General features: G+C 52.3%; 26 protein-coding genes and 2 tRNA genes. 18 read left to right on the forward strand and 10 right to left on the reverse strand.

Annotated features, from left to right (window positions below; genetic code table 11):
• Nucleotides 1–18 precede the first annotated feature (18 nt).
• Entirely contained in the window at nt 19–723 is a 705-nt protein-coding gene (locus ACT53C_RS08010; RefSeq protein ID WP_476145496.1) for a YggS family pyridoxal phosphate-dependent enzyme, read from the reverse strand.
• 66 nt (nt 724–789) lie between these two features.
• On the opposite strand from ACT53C_RS08010, the gene ACT53C_RS08015 reads away from it, so the two are divergent.
• Both ACT53C_RS08015 and ACT53C_RS08020 read left to right on the forward strand, forming a co-directional pair.
• Nucleotides 790–1,833, forward strand: coding sequence for a type IV pilus twitching motility protein PilT (locus tag ACT53C_RS08015; RefSeq protein ID WP_194748247.1), 1,044 nt, complete (start codon nt 790–792; stop codon nt 1,831–1,833).
• Nucleotides 1,834–1,842: 9 nt separating this feature from the next.
• Nucleotides 1,843–3,006 carry a PilT/PilU family type 4a pilus ATPase gene (locus ACT53C_RS08020; protein ID WP_476145497.1) on the forward strand — a complete coding sequence of 388 codons (1,164 nt, stop codon included), beginning with the start codon at nt 1,843–1,845 and terminating at the stop codon, nt 3,004–3,006.
• Nucleotides 3,007–3,055: 49 nt separating this feature from the next.
• On the opposite strand, the gene ACT53C_RS08025 is transcribed toward ACT53C_RS08020, so the two are convergent.
• The 7 genes from ACT53C_RS08025 to ACT53C_RS08055 are packed head-to-tail and all read right to left on the reverse strand — an operon-like array spanning nt 3,056 to nt 8,669.
• Nucleotides 3,056–4,351 carry a dihydroorotase gene (locus ACT53C_RS08025; RefSeq protein WP_476145498.1) on the reverse strand — a complete coding sequence of 432 codons (1,296 nt, stop codon included), beginning with the start codon at nt 4,349–4,351 and terminating at the stop codon, nt 3,056–3,058.
• Nucleotides 4,348–5,304, reverse strand: coding sequence for an aspartate carbamoyltransferase catalytic subunit (locus ACT53C_RS08030; RefSeq protein ID WP_194748244.1), 957 nt, complete (start codon nt 5,302–5,304; stop codon nt 4,348–4,350). The genes ACT53C_RS08025 and ACT53C_RS08030 overlap by 4 nt, the downstream gene beginning before the upstream one ends.
• On the reverse strand, nt 5,297–5,830 hold the full coding sequence (gene pyrR, locus ACT53C_RS08035) for a bifunctional pyr operon transcriptional regulator/uracil phosphoribosyltransferase PyrR (protein ID WP_194748243.1): 534 nt from the start codon (nt 5,828–5,830) through the stop codon (nt 5,297–5,299). Before pyrR ends, ACT53C_RS08030 begins: the two co-directional genes overlap by 8 nt.
• Nucleotides 5,831–5,842: 12 nt before the next feature.
• Nucleotides 5,843–6,346: a Holliday junction resolvase RuvX gene (ruvX, locus tag ACT53C_RS08040; RefSeq protein ID WP_194748242.1), complete on the reverse strand. Its 504-nt coding sequence runs from the start codon at nt 6,344–6,346 to the stop codon at nt 5,843–5,845.
• Nucleotides 6,339–6,944 (reverse strand): YqgE/AlgH family protein, encoded by a 606-nt coding sequence (locus tag ACT53C_RS08045; protein WP_194748241.1) that lies wholly within the window; start codon nt 6,942–6,944, stop codon nt 6,339–6,341. Before ACT53C_RS08045 ends, ruvX begins: the two co-directional genes overlap by 8 nt.
• Before the next feature lie 25 nt (nt 6,945–6,969).
• Nucleotides 6,970–8,076, reverse strand: a complete 1,107-nt coding sequence (ribBA, locus tag ACT53C_RS08050) for a bifunctional 3,4-dihydroxy-2-butanone-4-phosphate synthase/GTP cyclohydrolase II (protein WP_476145499.1) — start codon at nt 8,074–8,076, stop codon at nt 6,970–6,972.
• The gene (locus ACT53C_RS08055) at nt 8,076–8,669 is read right to left on the reverse strand and encodes a riboflavin synthase (RefSeq protein WP_476145500.1); all 594 of its coding nucleotides are present in this window, start codon (nt 8,667–8,669) and stop codon (nt 8,076–8,078) included. Before ACT53C_RS08055 ends, ribBA begins: the two co-directional genes overlap by 1 nt.
• Before the next feature lie 79 nt (nt 8,670–8,748).
• Between ACT53C_RS08055 and ypfJ the strand changes: the two genes are divergently transcribed.
• From ypfJ to ACT53C_RS08075, 4 genes are read left to right on the forward strand one after another with little or no spacing between them, the layout of a single operon-like run.
• Nucleotides 8,749–9,585 carry a KPN_02809 family neutral zinc metallopeptidase gene (ypfJ, locus tag ACT53C_RS08060; RefSeq protein WP_275355893.1) on the forward strand — a complete coding sequence of 279 codons (837 nt, stop codon included), beginning with the start codon at nt 8,749–8,751 and terminating at the stop codon, nt 9,583–9,585.
• Between the two features lie 51 nt (nt 9,586–9,636).
• Nucleotides 9,637–10,227, forward strand: a complete 591-nt coding sequence (locus tag ACT53C_RS08065; RefSeq protein ID WP_476145501.1) for an NUDIX domain-containing protein — start codon at nt 9,637–9,639, stop codon at nt 10,225–10,227.
• 9 nt (nt 10,228–10,236) lie between these two features.
• Complete coding sequence (locus ACT53C_RS08070) at nt 10,237–11,073, forward strand: NAD-dependent epimerase/dehydratase family protein (protein WP_476145502.1); 837 nt, start codon at nt 10,237–10,239, stop codon at nt 11,071–11,073.
• Nucleotides 11,066–12,289 carry a lytic murein transglycosylase gene (locus ACT53C_RS08075; protein ID WP_476145503.1) on the forward strand — a complete coding sequence of 408 codons (1,224 nt, stop codon included), beginning with the start codon at nt 11,066–11,068 and terminating at the stop codon, nt 12,287–12,289. Before ACT53C_RS08070 ends, ACT53C_RS08075 begins: the two co-directional genes overlap by 8 nt.
• Before the next feature lies 1 nt (nt 12,290).
• Here ACT53C_RS08075 and ACT53C_RS08080 read toward each other — a convergent pair whose 3' ends face one another.
• Nucleotides 12,291–12,959: a 2OG-Fe(II) oxygenase gene (locus tag ACT53C_RS08080; RefSeq protein WP_476145504.1), complete on the reverse strand. Its 669-nt coding sequence runs from the start codon at nt 12,957–12,959 to the stop codon at nt 12,291–12,293.
• A gap of 97 nt (nt 12,960–13,056) precedes the next feature.
• On the opposite strand from ACT53C_RS08080, the gene ACT53C_RS08085 reads away from it, so the two are divergent.
• From ACT53C_RS08085 to ACT53C_RS08130, 10 genes are all read left to right on the forward strand, one after another.
• Nucleotides 13,057–13,133: transfer RNA gene (locus ACT53C_RS08085), tRNA-Val, on the forward strand.
• A 103-nt stretch (nt 13,134–13,236) separates the two neighbouring features.
• On the forward strand, nt 13,237–15,159 hold the full coding sequence (gene thrS / locus ACT53C_RS08090; protein ID WP_476145505.1) for a threonine--tRNA ligase: 1,923 nt from the start codon (nt 13,237–13,239) through the stop codon (nt 15,157–15,159).
• A gap of 44 nt (nt 15,160–15,203) precedes the next feature.
• Complete coding sequence (gene infC, locus ACT53C_RS08095; protein WP_476145624.1) at nt 15,204–15,758, forward strand: translation initiation factor IF-3; 555 nt, start codon at nt 15,204–15,206, stop codon at nt 15,756–15,758.
• A gap of 68 nt (nt 15,759–15,826) precedes the next feature.
• Nucleotides 15,827–16,024 carry a 50S ribosomal protein L35 gene (gene rpmI, locus ACT53C_RS08100; protein WP_018985786.1) on the forward strand — a complete coding sequence of 66 codons (198 nt, stop codon included), beginning with the start codon at nt 15,827–15,829 and terminating at the stop codon, nt 16,022–16,024.
• 10 nt (nt 16,025–16,034) lie between these two features.
• Nucleotides 16,035–16,394, forward strand: a complete 360-nt coding sequence (rplT, locus tag ACT53C_RS08105) for a 50S ribosomal protein L20 (RefSeq protein WP_194748232.1) — start codon at nt 16,035–16,037, stop codon at nt 16,392–16,394.
• A 76-nt stretch (nt 16,395–16,470) separates the two neighbouring features.
• The gene (gene pheS / locus ACT53C_RS08110; protein WP_476145506.1) at nt 16,471–17,472 is read left to right on the forward strand and encodes a phenylalanine--tRNA ligase subunit alpha; all 1,002 of its coding nucleotides are present in this window, start codon (nt 16,471–16,473) and stop codon (nt 17,470–17,472) included.
• Between the two features lie 52 nt (nt 17,473–17,524).
• The gene (pheT, locus tag ACT53C_RS08115) at nt 17,525–19,891 is read left to right on the forward strand and encodes a phenylalanine--tRNA ligase subunit beta (protein ID WP_476145507.1); all 2,367 of its coding nucleotides are present in this window, start codon (nt 17,525–17,527) and stop codon (nt 19,889–19,891) included.
• A gap of 137 nt (nt 19,892–20,028) precedes the next feature.
• The gene (locus ACT53C_RS08120; protein ID WP_194748229.1) at nt 20,029–20,343 is read left to right on the forward strand and encodes an integration host factor subunit alpha; all 315 of its coding nucleotides are present in this window, start codon (nt 20,029–20,031) and stop codon (nt 20,341–20,343) included.
• A gap of 14 nt (nt 20,344–20,357) precedes the next feature.
• Entirely contained in the window at nt 20,358–20,786 is a 429-nt protein-coding gene (locus ACT53C_RS08125) for a MerR family transcriptional regulator (protein ID WP_194748228.1), read from the forward strand.
• 109 nt (nt 20,787–20,895) lie between these two features.
• Nucleotides 20,896–20,972 (forward strand) — tRNA-Pro (locus tag ACT53C_RS08130).
• Nucleotides 20,973–21,584: 612 nt separating this feature from the next.
• On the opposite strand, the gene ACT53C_RS08135 is transcribed toward ACT53C_RS08130, so the two are convergent.
• Nucleotides 21,585–23,687 carry a bifunctional diguanylate cyclase/phosphodiesterase gene (locus ACT53C_RS08135; protein ID WP_379075455.1) on the reverse strand — a complete coding sequence of 701 codons (2,103 nt, stop codon included), beginning with the start codon at nt 23,685–23,687 and terminating at the stop codon, nt 21,585–21,587.
• A 219-nt stretch (nt 23,688–23,906) separates the two neighbouring features.
• On the opposite strand from ACT53C_RS08135, the gene ACT53C_RS08140 reads away from it, so the two are divergent.
• The gene (locus ACT53C_RS08140) at nt 23,907–24,902 is read left to right on the forward strand and encodes a hypothetical protein (protein WP_476145508.1); all 996 of its coding nucleotides are present in this window, start codon (nt 23,907–23,909) and stop codon (nt 24,900–24,902) included.
• Nucleotides 24,899–26,581, forward strand: coding sequence for a single-stranded-DNA-specific exonuclease RecJ (gene recJ / locus ACT53C_RS08145; protein ID WP_476145509.1), 1,683 nt, complete (start codon nt 24,899–24,901; stop codon nt 26,579–26,581). The genes ACT53C_RS08140 and recJ overlap by 4 nt, the downstream gene beginning before the upstream one ends.
• Nucleotides 26,582–26,852: the final 271 nt, after the last annotated feature.

The following is a 26,852-nucleotide window of genomic DNA, read 5'->3' on the forward strand; positions in this document are numbered from 1 at the left end:
GGTATTCAAGTTCCTTCTTTAAACTGAGTCGTTATCGGATTTGCGCGGGCGGGCACCAAAAATGGCCGTGCCGATGCGCACCAGCGTCGCGCCTTCGGCAATGGCTGCGGCAAAGTCACCACTCATGCCAATGGAGAGGGTATCCAGCTGCAAGTCATGCGCATTCAGGTGATCAAACAGGGCCCGTACCTGCCGAAATTGGTCACGTTGCTGGTCGAAATCTTCCACGGGGGCCGGAATCGCCATCAGGCCACGCAAATGCAAGCGCGGTAACTGCCTGATATTTAAAGCCAGATCCAGCACCTCTTGAGCGCTGGCACCACTTTTGCTTGATTCCTGGCTAATATTGACTTGCACGCAAATATTCAAAGGCGCCATGTCTGCAGGGCGCGCGTCAGACAAGCGTTGTGCAATTTTAAGGCGGTCCACCGAATGCACCCAATCGAAATGACAGGCAATTGGCTGTGTTTTGTTGCTTTGAATCGGGCCAATAAAATGCCATGCTATCGCACAGTCCTGCAGTTGCTGTTGTTTGGCGAGCGCTTCTTGCAGGTAGTTTTCACCAAACACCGTTTGACCGGCCTGATAGGCCTCCCTGAGAGCTGAGGCAGGTTGTGCTTTACTCACCGCACATAAGGTGACCGTTTGTGTGGCTTGGTAGCTTGCACGTGCCTGGGCCAGTTGTTGGCGGATGAGTGCCAGATTGTCAGCAATATCAGTCATTGGAAGCAACACGGTGCCGGGTAGCGGTAAAAAATAACATTATATAAATAATCACTGGAGTGGATTGTGGATATTTCAGATTTATTGGCGTTTTCAGTTAAAAACAAAGCCTCAGACTTGCATTTGTCAGCCGGGTTGCCACCGATGATACGCGTGCATGGCGATGTGCGTAAAATCAACTTGCCCGCCATGGATCATGCTGAAGTACATAGCATGTTGTACGACATCATGAATGACAGCCAGCGCAAAGTGTATGAAGAAAAGCTGGAATGCGATTTTTCATTCGAGATCCCTGACCTGGCGCGTTTCCGGGTCAATGCATTTAACCACCAGCGCGGCGCCGGTGCGGTATTCCGTACCATTCCTAGCAAGGTGTTGACGCTGGAAGAGCTTAACGCCCCACGCGTGTTCAAGGACCTGGCCGATACGCCGCGTGGCATTGTGCTGGTGACCGGGCCGACCGGTTCCGGTAAATCGACCACACTGGCGGCGATGATTGATTACATTAATGAATCCCAGATGTCGCATATCCTGACCGTGGAAGACCCGATCGAATTTGTGCATACCTCGAAAAAGTCATTGATTAACCAGCGTGAAGTCGGGCCGCATACCATGTCGTTTGAAAATGCGCTGCGTTCAGCCTTGCGTGAAGACCCGGATGTGATTCTGGTGGGTGAAATGCGTGACCTGGAAACGATCCGCCTGGCGCTGACTGCGGCCGAAACCGGTCATCTGGTATTTGGGACCCTGCATACCAGCTCTGCGGCCAAGACCATAGACCGGGTGGTCGATGTGTTCCCGGCGGCAGAAAAAGAAATGGTGCGCTCCATGCTCTCAGAGTCTTTGCGCGCTGTGATCTCGCAAACCCTGTGTAAAACCAAAGACGAGCAGGGCCGGGTGGCTGCCCATGAAATCATGATCGGAACCCCCGCCATCCGTAACCTGATCCGCGAAAACAAGATCGCGCAGATGTATTCGGCAATTCAGACGGGCCAAAGTGTGGGCATGCAAACGCTGGACCAGAATCTGCAAGATCTGGTGCGACGCAACGTCATCAGCGCCGATGAGGCGCGTACCAAAGCGGCTAACCGTGATGGCATTATCGGATAAATATTAAAGATGGATAGCAGCATGCAGACCGGTGCCGATCACGCGCAAACCGAGAAATTTATTAATGACCTGTTGAAGCTCATGGTCACGCGTAAAGCCTCGGATTTGTTTATTACCGCAGGCTTTCCGCCGGCCATGAAGATTGATGGCAAGCTCACACCCATTACCTCACAAACTTTGAGTACCCAGCAAACGGCCGAAATTGCGCGTACTGTCATGAATGACAAGCAAGCGCAAGAGTTTAAAGAAACCATGGAGTGCAATTTTGCGATCAGCATGCCATCGGTGGGCCGTTTCCGTGTCAATGCCTTTGTGCAGCGCAGTGCCGTAGGTCTGGTGATTCGGGTGATCAATACCAATATCCCCAAATTTGATGACTTGAATTTGCCGCCCGTACTCAAGGATGTGGTGATGGCAAAGCGCGGCCTGATTATTTTTGTTGGCGGCACGGGATCAGGTAAGTCGACCTCAATGGCCGCCATGCTGGGGCACCGCAATGAAAGCAGTTATGGGCACATTATCACCATTGAAGACCCGGTAGAGTTTGTGCATAGCCACCGCAACTGCATTGTCACTCAGCGTGAAGTGGGCGTGGATACGGACAACTGGCACGCCGCCCTCAAAAATACGCTACGCCAGGCGCCGGATGTGATCATGATCGGCGAAATCCGCGACCGTGAAACCATGGACTACGCGATCGCCTTTTCTGAAACCGGTCACTTGTGTCTGGCCACCTTGCACGCCAACAGCACCAACCAGGCGCTGGACCGCATTATCAATTTTTTCCCCGAAGAGCGCCGACAGCAATTGCTGATGGACTTGTCGCTCAACCTGCGCTGTATTGCCTCACAACGGTTGATTCCTAAAGTGGATGGCTCGGGCCGGGTGGCTGCCGTCGAAGTCCTGCTGCATTCACCGCTGATTTCAGATCTGATTTATAAAGGTGATGTACACGGCATTAAAGAAGTCATGGCCAAATCCCGAGAGCTGGGCATGCAGACCTTTGATCAGGCCTTGTTTGACCTGTTTGAAACCAGCCAGATCAGTTACGAAGACGCCTTGCGTAATGCCGACTCGGTCAACGACTTGCGACTCAAGTTTAAACTCAACAGCAAAGTCGTTAATCCGGAAAACCAGGAACGCGGCAAAATTTCTGATCTGGATATTTTGTAAACGTTATTCAACAGGCATGCCGGGCAGCCATCCGGCATGCTTGCAAGATTCATCTTGCAAGCTGCACGGTTTCCTGTTGAAACACCAGATTGCCTTGCGTAATGGTGGCAGTGACCTTGCCGGTCAGGCTGTGATTCACAAATGGCGTATTCTTGCCCTGGCTGAGCAGGGCGCGGCCATCTACGCGCCATTCCATTTCCGGGTCGTAAATCACCACGTCGGCCGTGGCACCCGTTTGCAAAGTGCCTGCATTAACACCCAGAATCCGCGCGGGGATTTGCGTGACTTTGGTCAGGGCTTGCAAGGGGGCCAGTTTGGCCTGCGCAGACCATTTCAAGGTCAGTGGCAGCAAGAGCTCAAGCGCGGAGGCACCAGGGTGCGACTCGGCAAACGGTAATGCTTTGGCGTCATCATCTACTGGCGTATGATCTGAACAAATTGCATCTAGCGTACCGTCCAGCAAGCCAGCACGTAGCGCGTCACGGTCGCGTTGGGTGCGTGCAGGCGGTTTCAGATGTACCATGCTGTCAAAAAAGCCGATATCCATATCGGTCAGGTGCAGGTGCTGGATGCTGACATCCGCCGTGACCGTCATGCCAGTCTGTTTGGCCTGCCTGATCAACTCAACCGATTCAGCCGTGGATACGCGGGCGATATGCAATTTGGCGCCTGTGGCCTGGGCGATCCGCAACATGGTTTGCAGCGCAATGCTTTCTGCCGCCGCTGGGATGCCTTTGAGCCCCAGTCTGGAGGCGACTTCGCCATCATGGGCGACCCCGTTTTTTGCCAGGTACGGATCTTCGGCACGCATGAACAGCGTATAGCCGAAGGTTGCGGCATATTCAAACGCCCGCCACAAGACCTGGGTATCAACAATCGCTGTATCCGCCTGTGAAAAGCCCACACAACCGGCGGCGGTCAGGGCGAACATTTCTGTGAGTAAATGGCCTTCAAGCTGCCGTGTGACTGCGCCCAGTGGATAGACATGGGCGAGGGCGTGGGATTTTGCTCGGTGCTTGAGCATCTCGACCAGGCCAGGCTCGTCCAGTACCGGGTCAGTGTCTGGCGGGCAGGCCAGACTGGTGACGCCACCCGCCATGGCGGCGCGTAACTCACTTAGTAAGGTTGCTTTGTATTCGCTGCCCGGTTCCCGCAGGCGCGCACACAAATCCACCAGGCCAGGTAACACCCATTTGCCTTCGGCATTCAATGTCTGGTCTGGTTGGAAACCTTGGGGCGCTGCACCCATGCCAACAATCTTGCCTGCGCTGATATAAAGATCTTGCACCTGATCCAGCTGCTGGCTGGCATCCATCAAGCGGCCCTGTGTAATCAGGATATTCATGCGGCGTTGCCTCCTCCAAGAATTGCCATCACCGCCATGCGTACTGCAATCCCATACGTGACCTGTGGCAGGATCACGGACTGTTTGCCGTCCGCCACTGCCGAATCAATTTCTACGCCCCGGTTCATCGGGCCTGGGTGCATGACAATGGCATCCGGCTTGGCCAGTGCCAGGCGCTCAGGGGTCAAACCAAAGGTCTGGAAAAACTCCTGTGAACTGGGCAACAAGGCGCCGGACATGCGCTCGTTTTGCAGGCGTAACATCATGACGACGTCTACGTCTTTGAGGCCTTGCTCCATATTGTGGAACACTTGCACGCCCAGCTTTTCCACATCGGCAGGCAACAGGGTGCGCGGTGCGATGACGCGGATTTCTGGGACGCCCAGCGTGGTGAGCGCATGGATTTCACTGCGGGCGACGCGCGAATGCAAGACGTCGCCCACAATCGCCACGCGCAGGTTGTGCATCTCTGGCTTGTATTTGCGGATAGTGAATACATCCAGCAAGCCTTGGGTCGGGTGCGCATGGCGGCCATCACCGGCATTGATCACGCTGATGTGCGGTGGCACGTGTTGCGCAATAAAATGCGCGGCACCGCTTTGCTGGTGACGGACCACAAACATATCCGCATGCATTGCAATCAGGTTGTTCACCGTATCGAGGATGGTCTCGCCTTTGGATTGTGACGAGGTGCTGACATTGAGGTTGAGCACATCGGCCGACAGGCGTTTGGCAGCAATTTCAAACGTGGTACGTGTACGCGTACTGTTTTCAAAAAAGATATTGCAGACGGTTTTGCCACGCAGCAGCGGCACTTTTTTCACTTCGCGTTCGGCAACGCCGACAAAGTTTTCGGCGGTGTCCAGAATATCGGTCAGGATGCGCTTGGGCAGACCTTCGATGCTTAGCAAGTGTTGCAGCTGGCCCTGGGCGTTTAGTTGCGGGTTATACATTGGCATCCACTCCATTCGCTGCCGAGGTGGCAATGCTCAGGTGCAGTTTGCCCTGAGTATTGATTGCCAGTTCAAACGATTGATTGGCCTGCAATGGCAGATCGGCGCCAGTCATATCGGGGCGGATCGGTAGTTGGGCGCCACCACGGTTAATCAGTACCGCCAATTGCACCGAAGCCGGACGGCCGTAATCAAATAATTCATTCATGACGGCACGTGTGGTGCGGCCAGTATAAAAAATGTCATCAATCAGGATGATGTGTTTGCCATTTACATCAAACGGAATTTGCGCGGGCTGCGCAGCGGTTTTGAGGCCACGTTGCGCATAATCATCGCGATACATGGCTGCATCCAGCTTGCCATGCACAATGTCTTGCCCCAGCTCGGCCTGCAAGCGCTGCAACAGTTTTTGCATGAGCCAGACGCCGCCCGTATAAATGCCAACCAGAGCCGTTTCCGCCTGAATACGCGGTTTGAGTTGAGCGTACAGATGATCAAGTAATTGTTCGGGATCAGGTAAAGTCATGAGTATCCTGTGCTACTTACGTGCATGATAAGCATCAAAATAAGATTGTAATATAGTTTGGGCGGCAACTTGATCCAGCATCTGCTTTTGCGCACGGCCACGAATGCCTGCTTCGCGCAGGGATTGTGAGGCCTCCGCCGACGACAGGCGTTCATCCACCATCACCACCGGCAAGTTAAAGCGGCCCTCGAGACGCTGGGCAAACTTTTGCGCCAAGGCCGTCATGGCATGGGCCTCGCCATCCAGGGACATGGGTAGCCCAACCACCAGCAGCGCCGGTTGCCATTCTTTTAGCAAGGATTCAATTTGCGCGAACTTGGCGGCGTTTTCTTCAGCCTCTATGGTCAGCAGTGGGTGTGCCAGTTTGAGCAGGGTGTCGCCGACGGCCACCCCGATGCGTTTTTCACCAAAATCAAACGCCAGCAGGGTGCCGGTGATATCGGGATAGCGACGCTGGGTGATCGGTAAATGGCTTTGGTTCAGTGGCTGTTTGCCAAGCCTGGTTGCATCAGGCATGCCCGGCAACCTCGGACAAGGTGGCAAAGTCCACCCCTAATTGCTGCATGGCCCAGAACAGCTTGTCATCGCTGGGTAATTTAAAAATCAACTTGTGCAGCTGGTGGTGATCTGCCAATGGCAAGGTTAGCCAGGCGTTGGCCTGGATTTCCTGTTCCAGCTGACCGGCTGCCCAGCCGGTGTAGCCGAGCGCAATAAACATGTCTTGTGGCGCTTCATCACGGGCGGCGGCTTCGAGGATATCCTTGGATGAGGTCATGGCCAGCCTATCCGATAAGCCCATGGTGGTATTAAATTCAGTGGCTGGCGCATGCAGGACAAAGCCACGTTCTACCTGAACCGGCCCGCCAAAATGCACCGGGCGCGCCTGTTGTTGCGCAACATGGCACTCCATCTCCAGCTGTTCAAACAGGTCGCCCACATTCAGTTGCAAGGGATGGTTGAGGATCATGCCCATGGCGCCATCTTCGTCGTGATTGCAGATCAGGATCACGCTTTTGCTGAAGTAGGGGTCCTGCATGGCTGGCATGGCAATCAGGATTTGGCCGGTCAGGTCCAGACGGCTTGTCTGGTCATTCAAAGTCAGTTGCTCACTCATTGGGGATAGGCTTTATGGCTGCGTTTCATGCATGTGCTTCCTCAGCGCTCAAATATCCGGTAATTTCAAAACCAAAGCCATCCATGCTCGGCATTTTGCGCGGGGCAGCCATCAGGCGCATTTTTTTCACGCCAAGGTCGAGCAAGATTTGTGAGCCGATACCGTAATTACGCAACTCCTGATTGAGGACCAGTTTTTGGTCTGCCCGCAAAATACGGTCAGTCAGGCCGAGGCCATCTTCATCATGGTTGATGAGTACGATGACGCCGCACGCGGCCGTGCTGATGGTACGCATGGCCTGGAGCAGATTCCAGCTATGTGATTGGTGGCTGCTATCTAGCAGGTCTATCATCGACAGCGGCTCATGGACCCGCACCAGCACTTCATCGCTTTGCTCGGGCTGGCCCTTGATCAGCACCAGATGGGTTTCCTGGGCAATATGATCGCGATAGGCGATGAGTCGCATAGTGCCAAACACGGTTTCTATTTCGCGTTCTGCACTACGTTCTATCAGTCTTTCGTGTGCCGCACGATAGTGGATCAAGTCGGCAATGGTGCCGATTTTGATGTTGTGCTCGGTGGCGACCTGCATCAGGTCTGGTAACCTTGCCATCTCGCCATCGTCTTTGAGGATTTCGCAGATGACGCTGGCGGGCTCACAGCCTGCCAGTTGCGCCAGGTCGCAGCCTGCCTCGGTATGGCCTGCGCGCACCAGTACACCACCATTCATCGCCGATAACGGGAAAATATGCCCGGGGCTAACAATGCTGCTTGCATTGGCCTGCTTGGCAATGGCGGCACGGATGGTGGTGGCGCGGTCTGCGGCCGAAATACCCGTGGTGACGCCCTCAGCAGCCTCAATCGAGACGGTAAAGTTGGTGCCCAGGCGCGTGCCATTTTTTTGCACCATAGGTGGCAGGTTTAATTGACGGCAACGCTGTTCGGTCAACGTCAGGCAGATCAGGCCACGGCCATATTTGGCCATAAAATTGATATGCTCAGCGGTGACAAATTCCGCGGCGATGACAAAGTCACCTTCGTTTTCACGGTGTTCATCATCGACCAGAATCACCATTTTGCCAGCACGGATATCGGCAATAATGGCCTCGATAGGACTGATTTGCGCCGACATTATTCCTGCTCCCAAGCTTGCATCCGCTCGACATAGCGCGCAATCACGTCAATTTCAAGATTCACCGGGTCGCCCGCTTTGGCATGCTGCATCATGGTGTGCTGCATGGTATGCGGGATCAAATTGATACTGACCTCATCCTGCTGAATCTCATTGACGGTGAGGCTGATGCCATTCACGCAGAGTGAGCCTTTTTTTGCAATGTATTTGCTGATGGCATGAGGCGCGCGCACTTTGAGTAGCCAGCATTCGCCGACGGACTCCAGTGCCGTGATGCTGCCTATACCATCCACATGCCCGGTCACCAGATGGCCGCCCATACGATCAGCCAGTCGCATGGCTTTTTCCAGGTTGACAGGCCCAGGTTGGCTTAGGCCGGTGGTGACCTCTAGCGTGACTTTGGATACCATGACCTGAAAGCTGTGTGAATTAAAGTCAGTGACGGTGAGGCAGACACCGTTGACGGCGATGCTGTCTCCCAACTGCACATCTTCCATGCCCAAAGACGGCGCTTCTATGCGTAATGCACAATCTTCGCCATGTGGAACGACTTCGGCAATCCTGCCGACGGTTTGAATAATCCCAGTAAACATGGTGTGATTTTATCAGTGCTGCATGCTAAAGTAATCACATTCCCGCAACATTTTTCATTCATACGGATAGAGGGTTTCTGTGCGCCTGGACGATTTGGAAGAAAGTCAGCATGTTGAAGACCGCCGCGGTGGCGGTTTTGGTGGGCGCAGTATCGGCATAGGCACCATTGCACTGGTGCTGGTCGCCATGTATTTTGGCGTCGATCCCCAGCTGGTGTTAAATCTGGCGCAGCAAGCCCAACCTGTGGCCGAGTCGCCGCAGCGTCCTGAGCAAAGCCAGGACCCCAAGGTGAAGTTTGTTTCTCAGGTGCTGTGGAGTACCGAGAAAATCTGGCAGCAACAGTTCTCCGCCAGTAGACGGCAATATACGGCGCCCAATCTGCAACTGTTTAGTGGCATGACCAGCACTGCGTGTGGTCAGGGGCAGTCGGCCATGGGGCCGTTTTATTGCCCGGCAGACCAAAAAGTCTATATTGATTTGAGTTTTTATCAGGAGTTGCAAGACCGCTTTAAAGCGCCTGGAGATTTCGCACAGGCGTATGTGATTGCGCATGAGGTGGGGCACCACGTGCAAAATCTGCTGGGGACTTCAGCCAAGGTACAACAAGCCAGGCAACAGGCCGGGTCTGAGGCTGCATCCAACGCCTATTCGGTCAAACTAGAGCTACAGGCCGATTGCTATGCGGGTGTCTGGGCCTATTATGCTGATCAACAGTATCATGTGCTGGAAGCCGGCGATGTGGAAGAAGCGCTGCAGGCGGCAACGGCTATTGGCGATGATGCCTTGCAAAAGCAGGCCCAAGGCTATGTGGTGCCAGATAGTTTCACCCATGGCAGTTCTGCACAGCGGGTATATTGGTTCAAGCAAGGCTTGCAGTCTGGCGACCTTAATCAGTGCAATACCTTCAACAGTTAAGTAGTCAATCAACCTTGAATATAAAAATAGTGTTAATCAGTAAAGAGAAATATGACAGAAGCAACAGTACTCAATGAGGATGCACATTTAATTGAAACAACGGTTTCCAGTGCGGTGATGGCGCAGGGAAAAATGCTCACTGTCCGCTACGACGAAGCACGCTTGCCAAACGGCGTGATCAGCGGTCGCGAGTATGTTGTGCACCCTGGTGCTGTCGTCGTAGTCGCTCTCACCGATGCCGGTGAGGTTGTACTAGAGCGCCAATTCCGCTATCCCCTCAAGCAGGTGTTTATAGAGTTACCGGCTGGCAAGATCGATGCAGGTGAGCCGGTATTGACCACAGGCCAGCGTGAGTTGCTTGAAGAAACCGGCTATGCGGCCAAGAACTGGACCAAGCTGGGGATACAGCATCCTTGCATCGGCTATTCCAATGAGGTGATTCATATTTATCTGGCGACAGACCTCTCACTGGGTGATCATGCCAGAGATATCGACGAAGCGATGGATGTGATGGTCTGGCCGTTTGAACGCATTATGCAAGCGATTGAAGACGGTGAAATTACTGATAGCAAGACGATGTCCGCCATGCTGATGGCCGAGCGTTACTTGCGCAAGCATCCTCTGCCTGGCCAGGCGCGGTAAAGGGCCACGATGCGTGTTTTGCAGATAGGCTGTGGTGCATTGGGCAAGCTGATTGCCCAGGCGACCCTGGCCCAAGGGTATGCATTGACAATCGTCAGGCGCTCTCAGCAGTCTGTGCCTGACGGCGCAGCCGCCCTCTACCTGGATGTCGTCTCTGCAAATGGCCTGTCTGCCCTGGCAGACCAGGCCCCGGAAATCCTGCTGTATTGCCTGGCGCCCGTGGCAGGGCAGAGCTACCAGCAAACTTATGTCGATGGCTTGCGGCATGTGCTGGCCAATGTGGATCAGCGCGCGTTAAAGCATGTGTTTTTTATTTCGAGTACCAGTGTGTATGGCGAGCAGCAAGGGCAGTGGGTTGATGATGATACGCCTGCCATGCCGGCTGAAGAAAATGGCCAGACGATCCTGGCAGCCGAGCAATTGCTGGACGGCTTGCCTTGCTCGCATACCGCGTTACGCGTGTCCGGAATTTACGGTCCGCAACGGCTCTATCTGCTCAAGTTGCTGCAAACCCCTGAGCGCTGGCCACAACATATCCAATGGACCAATCGCATTCATGAGCTGGACGTTGCAGGTGCGGTGGTGCATTTTTACCGCCAGATTGAACACGCACTGCCCTTGCCAGCGCATATTATTTTGACGGATGGTGCGCCAGTGCCACAACATGAGGTGTTGCAATGGCTGGCGCAGCAACTGCAGCGGCCAGGGCCTGTGACCCCGACCGGTGACTTGCAGAGCGGTAAACGGATCCGCAACCCGTTTTTGCAGCAATCCGGTTACCCGTTTTTATTTGCCGATTATCAGGCAGGCTATGCAGCCATACTCTCTAAAATGGATCATGTATAAAAAAAATATTCTCACACTGTTTCTTGGCTTGCTGCTGACAGCGCTTGGCCTGTCTGCAAAGGCGGGTACGGCGCAAGAGGCCTCGCCGGAAGGCTTTCAGCCCTGGTTAACGGCATTACGTCAGGAAGCATTAACGATGCAGATTGCGCCGGCCGCGGTTGACGCGACGCTAACGGGCGTCGTCTATTTGCCAAGGGTGATTGAGCTTGACCGCAAGCAACCGGAATTCGTCACCAGCTTTTCTGCCTATGTGAACCGCCGCATTAATCCGCGTGTGGTGAGCAAGGGCAAACTCATGATGCAGGACTATGGTGGCGTTCTCTATGTGGTAGAAGAGTTGTATCAGGTGCCGAAGGAGGTGCTGGTGGCCTTCTGGGGGCTGGAAACCAATTTTGGCGGATTTACCGGGGATATCCCGTTAGCGTCTGCCTTGGCGACCCTGTCATTTGAAGGCCGGCGCGCAGCGTTCTTTAAAAAAGAGCTGTTGAACCTGATGCGTGTGGTGGAGCGTGATCAACGCTATGATAGCCCGGTGGTGGGGTCATGGGCGGGCGCGACCGGGCATATGCAATTTATGCCATCCACTTTGCTCAAATATGGGGTGGATGCCGATGCGGATGGCAAGATTGATATCTGGGACTCTTATCCAGATATCTTCAGTTCTGCCGCAAATTATTTATCGCAGGCGGGCTGGCAGCCTGGCCAGCCGGTGAGCTTTCAGGTCGCCTTGCCTGCGGGCTTTGATTACAGCCAGGCGCAATGGCAACAGACCAAAGCTGTCAGTGAGTGGGTGAAAGCCGGAGTGGCGGGCGTTCCAGCCAGCGCGCTGGCGTTGCCAAAAGCGTCGATTGTATTGCCTCAGGGCTTTGATGGTCCGGCATATATGGTATTCCCCAATTTTGACGTCATTATGCAATGGAACCGCTCCATTAATTATGCGCTAGCTGTGAGTTTGCTCAGCCAGCAGTTGCGTCAGGACAGTTATACCTTACAGCTGCCGCCTGAGCCACCTGCGCTCAGCTATCAGCAAATGTGGCTGTTGCAGGAGTCATTAAACGCGCAAGGGTTTGATTGTGGGGTCCCTGATGGCTTTCCAGGGGCCAAAACCCAGGCCGCGATCCGTCGATATCAAGCGAGCAAAGGGTTGCCACAAGATGGCTATGCAGGCGCCGAATTGTTTAGCCGTTTAACGACACCCGTGCAAACGGCACAGTAATTTAGCGTGTTTTAAACCAGCCCGTCACGCTCACTCTTGGCTGGATGGCCGGCAATACCTGGTGCCAGAATCTGGCGGATAAAAACAGCACGAGTCGGCCGCCTAGCGGCAAGATATCCAGATGTCTGGCGTCCTGCTCCGGGGTCTTGTGATGTTCATCCAGATACAGGCGCAAGGCCCCCCCTGCTTGTTCTGGCCAATCCTCATTGAGATAGATAATTGCGGTCAAGCTGCGGACGCCGCTTGGTATTTGGGGGGCGTGTTGGCGGAACTGGTCGATGTGCGTGGCGTAGCCGTTGGAACCGGCGGGGTAGAGGGCAAAATGGGTTTCGTAAGTGGCCAGTCCCATCATCAGGTGACGATTCGCCATCTGTTGCACCTCAGCCATCAGGCTAAAGTAGGCTTGCAAGGCAGGGTTGGGGTCGTCGGCTTCCAGCCAGGCAATGCGGTCAGCACGAAGATTGGGATTGGTAATAGCGGCTTTACTCGTGCCCGCCTGATGCATCTGCCCCTGCTGGTCGCGCGCCAATGCCAGCGTGCGCAATGCGGCGATGGTGTCGGACGGCAAGCATTGATCAATCAGGCAATATTGGTGTTCACTGAGGGACTCTACGAGCGTGTCGGTCAATGTGGTGATCGGTGCGCCCATGGGCAACTGAAAAATCTGCATGGCAATATTATAAGCGTGATCCCATTGCCTAACGACTGGCTTTCGGATAGAATGCGCAACCTTAATTGATTGCAGTCCATGTGATCAATCTTAAAATAGTCGCGTAGCTCAGCTGGTTAGAGCACCACCTTGACATGGTGGGGGTCGATGGTTCGAGTCCATTCGCGACTACCAAAATTCAAAAAGCCGTTATAATTAACGGCTTTTGTTGTTTTTATCAAATGCTTTGTATAGGCCTTGTTTCAAGGTTGTTCGCTAAAATTTTGACGGATCTGGCATGCCAAATATTCGATTACCCGATGGTTCTGTAAGACAGTTTGAACACGCTGTAACGGTGGCGGAGGTGGCTGCCAATATCGGCACCGGTTTGGCAAAAGCCGCGCTGGCTGGCAAGGTGACTTATCCCGGTCAGGAAGCAAAGCTGGTAGATACCATTCATGAGATTACGCAAGATGTTGAGCTGGCGATTATCACGGACAAGAACGAAGAGGGGCTGGAAATTATCCGCCACTCAACGGCACACTTGTTGGCCTATGCGGTAAAAGAGCTGTTCCCGGATGCACAGGTGACGATAGGTCCTGTCATTGAAAATGGCTTCTATTACGACTTTAGCTATAAGCGCCCATTTACGCCGGATGACCTGGTGGCCATTGAGAAAAAAATGGCTGAGTTGGCAAAGAAAGACGAAAAGGTCGAGCGCAAAGTGCTGCTACGTGATGAAGCGGTGGCTTACTTCAAAAGCATTAACGAGCACTACAAAGCCGAGATCATTGCCAGCATTCCCAGCAATGAGGATGTTTCGCTGTATTCAGAAGGCGCGTTTACCGACTTGTGTCGTGGCCCGCACGTGCCTAATACCGGCAAGCTCAAGGCATTTAAATTGATGAAGCTGGCCGGCGCCTACTGGCGCGGTGACAGCAATAACGAAATGCTGCAACGTGTGTATGGCACTGCCTGGCGCAATAAAGAAGAGTTGGAAGCGTATCTGCATATGCTGGAAGAAGCTGAGAAGCGCGACCACCGCAAGCTCGGCAAGCAGCTCGATTTTTACCATATGCAGGAGGATGCGCCGGGGATGGTGTTCTGGCATCCGCGAGGCTGGGTCATCTGGCAAGAGGTAGAGCAGTACATGCGCGCCAAATTCAGGGAGTACGATTACCAGGAAGTACGCACGCCAACAGTACTGGACAAAACTCTTTGGGAAAAATCCGGCCACTGGCAAAACTACCGTGACAATATGTTTGTCACCCAGTCGGAAAACCGTGATTATGCCGTGAAGCCGATGAACTGCCCTGGTCATATCCAGATTTTCAACAGCAGTTTGCATAGCTACCGCGATTTACCGTTGCGGCTGGCAGAGTTTGGTTCTTGCCACCGTAACGAGCCGTCTGGTTCTTTGCATGGCTTGATGCGCGTGCGTGGCTTCACCCAAGATGATGCCCATATTTTCTGTATGGAATCGCAAGTCGAAGCCGAAGTGGCGGACTTTATCAAAATGTTGTACGAAGTCTATAAAGACTTTGGGTTTGACGATGTGATCGTTAAATTGTCTACCCGCCCAGAAAAGCGTGTGGGTACTGAAGAAGCATGGGACATGGCAGAAAATGCCTTGGCTAACGCGATTAAAGCGAATGGCCTTGAGTTCGAGTATCAGCCGGGCGAAGGCGCTTTTTACGGCCCGAAAATTGAATTCACCCTCAAAGACTCGCTCGGTCGTATGTGGCAATGTGGCACCATCCAGCTCGACCCAAACCTGCCAGAGCGCCTGGGCGCCGAGTATGTGGCTGAAGATAATACGCGCCAGCGGCCTATCATGCTGCACCGTGCGATTGTGGGTTCCATGGAGCGTTTTTTAGGCATCTTGATCGAAAACTTTGCGGGTGCCATGCCGGTCTGGCTGTCGCCTGTGCAGGTCATGGTGCTTAATATTTCGGACAATCAGGCCGATTACGTGCGCCAAGTAGTTGAAAAATTGAAGAAAAATGGCATTCGATGCGATTTTGACTTGAGAAACGAGAAGATTACCTATAAAATACGCGAACATAGTTTGCAAAAAATGCCTTATCTGATTGTTGTTGGCGATAAGGAAATGCAAAATGGTCATGTGGCCGTACGTACCAGAAAAGGTGAAGATCTGGGTGCAATGTCGGTAGATGCGTTTGTTGCGCGTGTACAGCAAGACATCCAAAACCGGGTCTAATTTTTTAGGTGCCGTGCGGCTTTGTTTATTGTTAGGGGATTGTTATAGCTCAGGATAAAGATACACGCATTAATGGCGATATTACCGCGCCACAAGTGCGTCTGATTGGTGTAGATGGCGAACCGTTAGGTGTGATGAGTCTCAAAGAGGCCTTTGCCAAAGCGGAAGAAGCTGATATTGATATTGTTGAAATTGCACCAAATGCTGCACCACCCGTGTGCCGTTTGATGGATTATGGCAAATTCAAATACGCCGAGAGTAAGCGTCTACACGAGCAAAAACTCAAACAAAAACAGGTGCAGATTAAAGAGGTCAAATTTAGACCTGGCACCGATGATGGCGATTACAACATCAAGTTGCGTAACATTATTCGCTTTTTGGGCGACGGTGACAAAGCCAAGATTACTTTGCGCTTCCGTGGCCGTGAAATTACGCATCAGGAGTTCGGTTTGGCGCTGTTGAAGCGTCTGGAAGCAGATCTTGCTGAGCATGCTGCGGTCGAGCAGTATCCGAAAATGGAAGGCCGCCAAATGGTGATGGTGCTGGCGCCCGCTAAAAAGGTGCTACCGAAAAAAGCGGACAAGTCCGCAGAAGAATAAGTTTTTTGGAGTGATATGGCTAAATTGGCTGCCTACTCACTCTTTACTCAACCTCTAAGGAGACCAAAATGCCAAAGATGAAAACAAAGAGCAGCGCCAAAAAGCGCTTCAAGTTCTTGGGTAACGGCAAAGTGAAGCGTACACACTCTCACTTGCGCCACATCCTGACCAAGAAAACAACCAAGCAAAAACGTAAACTGCGCGGTACCGCAATTATTTCTGCGACCGACGTGAAACGCGTTCGCGCAATGATGCCAACACAATAAGGAGACCGACATGCCTAGAGTAAAACGTGGTGTCATCGCACGCGCAAAACACAAAAAAGTATTAAATGCTGCTAAAGGTTACCGTGGTCGTCGTAAGAACGTCTACCGTGTTGCCAAACAGGCGGTCATGAAAGCCGGTCAATATGCATATCGTGACCGTCGTCAGAAAAAACGTCAATTCCGCGCATTGTGGATTGCTCGTATTAACGCGGCAGCCCGTGAAGCTGGTTTGACCTACAGCCGTTTCATGAATGGCTTGAAAAAAGCTGCGGTTGAAGTTGACCGTAAAGTGCTGGCTGATCTGGCCGTGTTCGATAAAGCTGCTTTTGCCAAATTTGTAGAATTGGCTAAAACAGGTTTAAGCGCCTAATCAGACCTACCAAAAAAAGAGGCTGCGGCCTCTTTTTTTATTTTAATGTTACTTAAACCCTAAAAGAATACCGACGATGGCTGATCTTAATCACTTAATCGCAGAAGCAGCACAGGACTTTGCCGCTTGTCATGATATCCCTGCACTGGAAAACGCCAAGGCCAAATTTTTGGGCAAGTCAGGCGCTATTACGGAGGCATTGAAGGGCTTGGGCAAGTTGAGTGCCGAAGAACGTCCTGCAGCCGGGGCAGCGATTAATGTGGTCAAGCAGGCGGTCGAGCAAGCCTTGAATGACAGGCGTGACAGTATTTTGGCCGCAGCCCAGGCCAAGCAACTGGCGAGCGAAACCATTGATGTGACTTTGCCTGCGCGTGCGCAGTCCAAAGGGGGCCTGCATCCTGTGACGCTGACTTTGCGTCGTGTGGAAGAGCTGTTTCACTCTATCGGTTTTAGTGTGGCCGATGGCCCTGAAATTGAAACCGATTTTTATAATTTCACCGCTTTGAATATCCCTGACAACCACCCGGCGCGTGCCATGCACGATACGTTTTATGTGGAAACCGGTGGGGATTACATGGAATACGTGCTGCGCACACATACCTCGCCAGTGCAGGTCCATTACATGCAAGACAATACGCCGCCTTTAAAAATTATTGCGCCAGGGCGTGTGTATCGCGTGGACTCGGATGCGACACACTCACCGATGTTTCATCAGGTGGAAGGCTTGTGGGTAGATGAGCAGATCAGTTTTGCTAACCTAAAAGGCGTTGTGCAGGATTTCCTGCAAAAATTCTTTGAGCGTGACGATTTAACCGTCCGTTTCCGTCCATCTTTCTTTCCGTTTACCGAGCCGTCAGCCGAGATGGACATGAGCTGGAATGGCGGTTGGCTGGAAATCGGTGGTTGCGGTATGGTGCATCCCGAAGTACTCAAGCACGTCAATATCGATAGCAGCAAATACCGTGGTTTTGCTTTTGGTTTGGGTGTCGAGCGCCTGGCCATGTTGCGTTATGGCGTCAATGATTTACGCCATTTCTTTAATAATGATCTGCGTTTTTTGCAGCAGTTCATCAAGTAATTTCAGCACCCGCGCACTTTAAACAGCAGAATTAAGACAAGGTAAGACAGATATGCAGTTCTCCGAACAATGGTTACGATCCATGGTGAATCCAGCGATGGATACCGAGCAGCTTGGTCATGCGCTGACGATGGCAGGCCTGGAGGTTGAAGCGCTCACGCCTGTTGCGCCAGCCTTTAGCCGCGTCGTTGTGGCCGAGATTCTGGAGGCGGCCAAACATCCAGACGCTGATCGCCTGCAAGTGTGCAAGGTGAAAGTCGGCGAGGAGACTTTGCAAATTGTCTGCGGTGCGCCTAATGCGCGTGCCGGTTTGAAAGCCCCATGTGCGCTGGTTGGCGCACAGTTGCCAGAAAGCAATGGGCAACCAGGCATTCAAATCAAGCAAGCCAAAGTACGTGGGGTTGAGTCTTTTGGCATGATGTGTTCTGCCAAAGAGCTGGGCATTGCCACAGAAGCCAACGGCATTCTGGAGCTACCAGCAGACGCGCCGGTTGGTCAGGATATTCGTGAGTATCTGGATTTGAACGACCATGCCTACACGTTAAAGCTCACGCCTAACCGTGCCGACTGTCTGAGCATCGTCGGTATTGCACGCGATGTGGTTGCCATGACCGGCGCGCCAATGACTGCACCAGCTGTTGCCCCTGCTGCGGTGACAGGGACCCTGACCAAAAACGTGACGCTGCAAGCCAGTACGGCTTGCCTGGCCTATTATGGCCGGGTGATCGAAGGCGTGAATGCACAAGCTAAAACGCCAGACTGGATGGTCCGCCGCCTTGAGCGTAGTGGTATTCGTAGCATCAGTGCGCTGGTGGATATCACCAATTATATTTTGCTGGAGCAAGGGCAACCGTTGCATGCCTTTGACCTGAACCTGCTGCAAGGCGATATTCAGGTACGTTTTGCCCAGACAGGTGAAAAACTGGTATTGCTTAATGACACTGAAGCCACCCTCAAGGGCGATGATCTGGTCATTGCCGACAGTAACGGCCCCGTGGCGTTGGCAGGCATCATGGGGGGTAAACCCAGCGCAGTCAGCGATACTACGCAAGCGATCTTTTTAGAAAGCGCATTCTTTACGCCAGATGTGATGGCTGGCAAAGCCCGTCGTTTGGGGTTGAGCACCGACTCCTCTTACCGTTTTGAGCGCGGCGTGGATTTTGGTAACACACTGAATGCCCTTGAACGTGCGACGGCATTGGTGCTCGAAATTTGTGGTGGCCAGGCCGCCGCTGTCACCGCAGTGACTGCCGACTTGCCGGTACGCAATCAAGTCACCTTGCGCTATGCCTACCTGCTGTCAGTGTTAGGCATAGAAATCAGCCTGGCGCGTGTAGGGCAGTTGCTCACACAATTGGGTTTCAGCTATACCGAAAGCAATGGTGTGTTCCAGGTCAATGCGCCTAGCTTCCGATTTGATATCGCACGTGAAGAAGACCTGATTGAAGAAGTTGCCCGTTTGCATGGCTACGAGCATATCCCGGCACTGACCCCTGTGGCACCGCAAGGCATGCTGGCCTCGCCAGAAGCGCAGCGCAGCAAGCATTGGTTGCGCGATGTCATGGTTAATCAAGGCTATCAAGAAGTGGTCACCTACAGCTTTGTGGATGCAAGCTGGGAGCGTGATTTGTACGGGAATGAAGCACCGATTACACTTAAAAACCCGATTGCCAGCAATCTGAGCGTGATGCGCTCCGGTTTGTGGGGCGGTCTACTCGATGCCCTGGACTACAACCTCAAGCGTCAGCAAACCCGTGCCATGCTGTTTGAGCTCGGTGCGCGCTATGAACAAGGTAACCAGGGCTTTATCGAAACATTGACATTGTCTGGCCTGATCTATGGCAGCGTCCAGCCAGAACAATGGGCGACAGAAGCCCGTGCTTTTGATTTTTATGATGCTAAGGCCCACGTCGAGTCGCTGTTCGCGCAAACCGTGCGTTTTGTGGTTGAGCAGCATCCCGCCTTACATCCAGGCCAGTCAGCACGCATTTATCTGGGCGATCAAGCTGTAGGCTGGCTAGGTAAATTGCATCCGCAATGGCAACAACAGTATGGCCTGACCAGCGCCTGTTATCTGTTTGAGCTTGATGCGGCCGCTGCGCTGGCGACGCAAGTGCCGGCGTATAGCGAGGTAAGCAAGTTCTTACCTGTGCGCCGTGACCTTGCCGTGATTGTTGATCAAAATGTGTCAGCACAAACCATGATTGATGCCATTATTGCCGAGCAAATTCCGCAATTACAAACCCTAAAATTGTTTGATGTTTATCAAGGCAAAGGGGTGCCAGAAAACAAAAAAAGCCTTGCATTTCTTGTACTTATGCAAGATACTTGCAAGACAATGGTCGATGAGGAAGTCGATACAATCGTGGCGCGAATCCTCAATAACTGGTCATCCAATTTTGCTGCATCACTAAGATAGTATCACTTAGGGGCAACATCATTTAGGTAATTCATCAGGATAATGCCATTTAAATCATCATTGCATTACTCCAAGGATTAACAGTTGATACAACTCAAGCGTCATCTCGCATAATAAGAAGGTTCAGGGGATCGTTAATGACACTCACAAAAGCTGATTTAGCCGATTTGTTGTTCGAACAAGTAGGGCTGAACAAGCGCGAAGCCAAGGATATGGTCGAAGCGTTTTTTGAAGAAGTCCGGAATGCGCTAGAAGAAGGGGACAGCGTCAAACTATCCGGTTTCGGTAATTTTGAACTGCGTACCAAATCCGAGCGCCCAGGTCGTAACCCAAAAACCGGTGAAGAAATCCCGATTTCTGCACGCCGTGTGGTGACCTTTCATGCCAGCCAAAAATTGAAATTACGCGTAGAAGAACACTACGCAGAACATCCATTACAAGCACAAGCCTGATCTGATTACACCCTATGCTAGAAACGCAAAAAGTGTCGTTGCCCCCCATTCCCGCCAAGCGCTACTTCACGATTGGTGAAGTGAGCGAACTATGCGGGGTGAAGCCACACGTCTTGCGTTACTGGGAACAAGAGTTCACTCAGCTCAAGCCTGTCAAACGCCGCGGCAATCGTCGCTATTACCAGCATCACGAAGTCCTGCTGATCCGTAAAATTCGCGAACTCCTATACGAGCAAGGCTTTACCATCAGTGGCGCCCGCAATCGCCTGGATGGTGTGGAAGAAAAAGCAGATAAACCGCGCAGCAACACCGAATCAGCGGTTTCAAGCAGTCCACAATCTCAGGGCTTGATGGCAGAAGAAATATCGCAATCCGCTATTGATGTGGCGGCGCTTAGAGAACAAATTCAACAAGTGCTGCAATTGCTCAAAGTGCCTGCATAAGCGCACAACGTAGCCATAAAAACCGCATATTCTGCTTAGCGAATATGCGGTTTTGCTTTATAATGCCACCTTCTTTTTCAAACGGTTTTATCGTTTGATTTTGAATCTTCGGGGCGTAGCGCAGCCTGGTAGCGCACTTGCATGGGGTGCAAGGGGTCGCGAGTTCGAATCCCGCCGTCCCGACCAAACACATATCCAAGGTGGTTCAATACCATCCAAAGAATAGCCTTGAAACGACCTTTCAAGGCTATTTTTACGTATCAGCCATCCAAAGTAGTTCATTGATATCCACGAGTAAAGTGGGGTAAGTGACGGGGTAACAACACTTGGCCCCAGTGTGAGTTACCTCAACATTAGCAAGTGGTGGCGGCTCTAGTATCGCTTTGCAGCAAAAGAAAAGCTGCTTTCCCTAGGTACTTATCCAGATATCTCCCTATAGCAAGCCAATCAAGAGCGTGAAGAAGCCATAAAGCTAGTGGCTGAGGGCATGGATCCCAGCTTGGAGCAGCAGCGGAGCTGAGGCTTTTTATTGGGTTCAATCCAAGGGTCAGTTTAATTCGACAGTGTTGGTGGGGGAGTACTTTTTAAATAGTGATTCTGATTGCATCCAATCATCATTTGCAGTTCATCCTGGCTTGTTTCTGCATGCCTCAAGTCTTAAGAGTACTGCAGCACCTAATACTGAAGATTTACGTCATTTCAAGCTGTCAACAAGGTTGATCATGTGAGGAGATCAAACTCTCTGAGGCTGCGAAGATTGCGGCTTTAAGTCTGATCCAGATCGTCTTGGTTGTGCAATTAAACTGCGAGATCGGGGGTAATGGTTACGGGTACTTGAAGTTGTTGGCTGATGGTCCCAATATGGCGGGCCAGGGCTTCGTTGAGTGGCATCGGGCGGTTTAAGTAGAAGCCTTGTGCATAGGCGACGCCCATTTCTTTGAGGCAGTCCAAGGTGGCTTGGTCTTCAACATATTCTGCAATGGTCTTGATTTCCATGGATTGGGCAACGCTTTGAATGGCTTTGGCCATGGCTAAGTCTACCTTGTTGCTGGTGATGTCTTTGACATAGGCACCATCCATTTTGAGGAAGTTGACGGGCAGGTGCTTGAGGTAGCTGAACGAGGACATGCCGCTGCCAAAGTCATCCAGCATAAAACGTGTGCCCATTTTTTGTAGTTCTTTGATCAGTTTGATCGTGTTGTCGATATTGATAATTGCCGAGGTTTCAGTAATTTCAAAGCAGACATGGCCGGGCGAAATCTCGTAGGTTTCAAAGCAGTTTTTGATGTAGGGCAGTAGCTGTGGATCTCCAAGAGACATGCCCGAGAGGTTAATGCTGACAATAAACGGTTTGATGCTGGATTGCAGTTTGAACAGGGGTTGTAATGCCATAAAGGCATGTTGAATGACCCAGCGATCAATTTTGGTCATGAGATTGTAACGCTCTGCCGATGGCAGAAACTCGGCAGGCGGGATAATGCCGCCGTTTTCGTCACGCTTGCGGATCAGGATTTCATAGAAGGGGGGCAGTTCTTTTTGCTGTAGCGGAAAAATACCTTGGCAATACAATACAAATTCGTTGTGTTCGATGGCTTCGTTGATGCGCAGTACCCACTCCATTTCTGCATGGCGCTTGAGCATCACGTCATCTTCATTATGGAACAGGTGAATCTGGTTGCGGCCGTTGTCTTTGGCAACGTAGCAGGCGGCATCCGCATGGCGCGTAATCTGGCCAACATCCTTGAGGTCTGCGGTGATTTCAACGATGCCTATGCTAATGCCTGTTTGAAATAGCCGACCTTCGTGCATGAAACGAAAGGCCTCGACCATTTGCCGCAGTTGTGCGGCGATTTCAATGGCTTTTTCAACCTGGCAATAACTCAGTAACAAGCCAAATTCATCGCCACCCAGGCGGGCAAAGGTGTCTTCGGCACGAATGCGTTGGCTCAGGATCATGCTGATCTGCCGTAGCATTTCGTCGCCCGCCAGGTGACCGCAGGTGTCGTTAATGACGCGGAACTGGTCGAGGTCCATGTAGCAGAAGACATGATTGGCACGATGCTGTTTGACGTCTTGCAAGGCTTGCTGCAACCTTCTTTCGAGTTCCTGTCGATTGACCAGTCCGGTTAGGGCGTCGTGCCGCGCCTGATAACGCAATTGCGCCTGTGCATCTTGAATGCGGTGACGCATGTCTGCCTCGACGTGCTGCATCTCACGCGAGATCTGGTTGATCGTACTTTGTAAGGATTTGATCTCTGGCAGGGTATTTTTAACCTGGCTGACCTGCTGGCTACCGATCACAAAGCGCTTGAGTGCCGCGGTCATATCGCGAATTGGCTGACTGATGGAGCGGCTGACCCAGCTGACAAGGATGGAACACAAGATCAGGGTCAGCGTGATATAGCCGACATTTTTAATAAATGCCTGCCTATGGTCTTCGATCAGGGCGGCTTTGTCTACGGATACAAATACATATCCCAAAAGCTGATGTGCGGGCGTGGTGGAAAACACTTTCACCATGGTGATGTCGTGCGTGGCTTGCTGCATCACCATCGTGTCTTGCTGGAGCAGGCCGTCTTGCATAGTGAAGACTGCACCTACATTGGCGATCGGTTGTTTATTGGCGTCTGCAATGATCAGGGAAAGATAGGGCTCGCGGTTAAGCTGGCTTGCTTTGAGCAAGCGATCAATATAAGGCTTGCCATGTAATTGATCTTGATTATGGATGACCGCAGACAAGAATTTTGCAGTGGTCAAGGCATGCTGACTGAGTTTTTCTTCTTCATGTTGCAGTTGCTCTTTAAAGTCAAACAACAGAAAAATGCAGGAAAGCGCGAAGACGGGGCCGATGACTAGAAGCAGTAGTCTGGACTGTATACTCAGGTTTTGGAAGAATTGCATGGATTCCAGGTCAAATACTAAATAACATCAGCACAAATACAAATGGGTTACACTGCCGTCGCCGGTGATTCATGACATCCCCCCCAATTTCGTGTATAAGTTTAATGTTTGTCACTGCAAAAATTGCTTACTCACGCGTGTTCAGCCTAGGTTTGACTCGTTCCGGTGACATCCGCAAGCATTCAAGTTTTCGATTCGTTCTAGTGTATTGGTTTTCTCATGATTCAGCAAATTTATATCACAGATTACTTGTCTGGAGCGGCTGCGCAGCCTGTTGCGCAAGTTGAATCACTCTTGAATCAGTGTCCGTCGTTGCAATATGCAAGCTGGCAAACAGTTGCACAACCACCCTTAAATACCTTATTTGCGCAGTTGGTCGCGTCTGATTCCCGTGCACCACACGCTCCAGTCAGTCGCGTATTGTCGTCAAGAATGGAGGAGACTGTCCTGCCGGCTTTTTGTCTGCTGCCTGTCCATTTGGCAATGCGACGTGATACGTTTAGTTTGCAGTCTGTCGTGCCCTTGTCGTCAGCGATTTATCAAACGCTCACAACGCGGCTACAAGCCCATTTTGCAGCAGATTTTGAGCTGCATATTGATTCAGGTCAGCGGTACTGGTGGGTACAACCTTTGCGACAGGTTCAGGTGCAGTGCCGCTGGCCACAGGATTGTTTGTTTCAGCAAGCCATGCACTGGCAGCCGCAAGGGCCTGATGCCGGCCTGATCCGGCAATGGGCCAACGAGATGCAAATGCTGCTGCATCAACTGGCCACCGAGCCATCCATGGCTGACTGGCCAGGAGCGCTCAACAGCCTTTGGTTTGCCAGCGTGGGCCCTGTGCCAGATTGGCAGCATGGGTTTGATTTGGTTGCCGGGCAAGGCGAGGTCTTTGCTGGGTTGAGTGCCTTGCAATTACCCAGATGCAAGGCGACCACGCTGGCTGAGGTGATGCAAATGCCGCGTACGCAACAGGCGCTGTGGATCACCGATGAACTTGAAACGCTGGATTGGCCTGCGCTCAATCAGGCCTTGCAAGCTGGCACGCTTCAAGCACTTCACATCGTGCTCCCGTTTGCTGAACGTAGTGTACAGATTCATTACCAGAAACGTCCGCGCTGGCATTTCTGGCGCAAGCCCACCACGTTAAACAAGCTATTGCAGCAACTCGAGCAATCGCTATCTTCCGCCACTGAGCAAGCGGGATTCAACCCATGAAGATTCAACAGAGAGCTTATGACATCGCTGCGCTGGAGGGCTTGCAAGCGCAGGGCTTGCCGCCATTAATGGCGAGATTGCTCGCAGCGAGAGGCGTGACAAGTGCTGACTGGAGCCTGCAAGACATGCCGCATCTGCTTAAACCGGAGGCCTTGACCGGCGCAGCGGAAATGGCAAGGCAATTGGCTGATGCGATTGCGCAACAACAGCGCATTTTAATCATCGGCGATTATGACGCGGATGGCGCAACAGCGACCAGTGTTGCTATGCGCGGCTTGCGCATGATGGGCGCCGAGGTCGATTTTCTGGTGCCCAACCGGTTTGAATATGGCTACGGACTCACGCCGGAAATTGTCGCACTGGCAGCCACGCGGCAGCCGCAGGTGCTGCTGACCGTGGATAACGGCATCGCCAGTATAGATGGCGTGGCCGCGGCCAAGGCACTGGGCCTACGCGTTCTGATTACCGATCATCATTTGCCCGCCGAGCAAACGCCTGCTGCAGATTGCATCGTGAATCCCAACCAGCGTGGCTGCGGTTTTCCTAGCAAGCATCTGGCTGGCGTCGGCGTGATGTTTTATGTGCTGATTGCCTTGCGTGCCGAGCTCAAGCAGCGCGGCCAGTTGGCTGAAGACCAAGTCCACTTGGGGCGCTTGCTCGATCTGGTCGCGCTGGGCACCGTCGCAGACCTCGTGCGGCTGGATGCCAATAACCGTATTCTGGTCAGGCAAGGCCTCAAGCGTATCCGTCAGGGCCAAGCCTGCCCTGGCATTCAGGCCATTCTTAAGCTCGCCGGGCGTGATCCGCAACAAGTGAGTGCGCAAGATTTGGGCTTTTATGTCGGCCCACGTCTGAATGCTGCTGGTCGCCTTGATGATATGACAATAGGTATTCGTTGTTTGCTGGCCGAGACGCCGCAAGAAGCCATGCAATATGCGCAGCAGTTGCATCGCCTCAATGCCGAGCGCAAGCAGATTGAAGCTGAGATGCAATTCGACGCCATGGCCGATTTAACGCAGGATTTCAGGCCAGAGCAATACACGATTAGCGTATTCCAGCCAGACTGGCATCAGGGGGTGATTGGTATTCTGGCATCACGCATCAAAGAGCGCTTTCACCGCCCCGTCATTGTCTTTGCCGATGCCGGAGACGGCCTGATTAAAGGGTCCGGCCGCTCGATAGCCGGCTTGCATTTGCGCGATGCACTCGACTTGGTGACCAAGCAGCAGCCCGACCTCATCGTCAAGTTTGGCGGCCATGCCATGGCGGCCGGCTTGAGTGTCCGCGCTGAAGATTTTGCGCGCTTTCAGCAGGCGTTTGAGCAGGTCGTGCAAAGCCTGATCAGCGCAGAAGTCTTGCAAGAGATGCTGGAAACCGATGGCGGGCTTGCGCTCACTGAGATGTCTTTGCAGACCGCAGAATTACTGACCCAGCATGTCTGGGGCCAAGGCTTTCCACAACCGGTGTTTTATGATCAGTTTGACGTCTTGTCACAAAAATTATTGGCCGAAAAGCACTTAAAACTGCGCCTGCAAAAACACAACCAGCAATTTGATGCCATTTATTTTCAGCACGCTGAACCGTTGCCAGAACAAGTCGAACTTGCCTACTCGTTACAAGTGAATGAGTACAACGGTAACCGTAGCTTGCAATTACAAGTGGTGCATGCAGTTGTTTGAAAAGCTTGCTGATTGATGACTTTAAAAATTACAAAGCGTTATGTGATCAACTTGTTGCATCCCCTTGGCTGTTAGTTTTCATACGGCGGGCTGTAAACGAGTCCGCCCTACGCGGGCTCACCCCATCAACCAATGCAGCTTTTGCATGACCCTTATATAATGCGTAACGGATTTATTGTTGAAGGTGTTTTGGCTGGTAAGACTATGCCAAAAGGTTGGGTGTACCCACCCACAAATATCAACTATAAAAAGGCAGGCCCACAGTAAAGGT

This window comes from Methylophilus sp. DMC14, assembly GCF_056314085.1.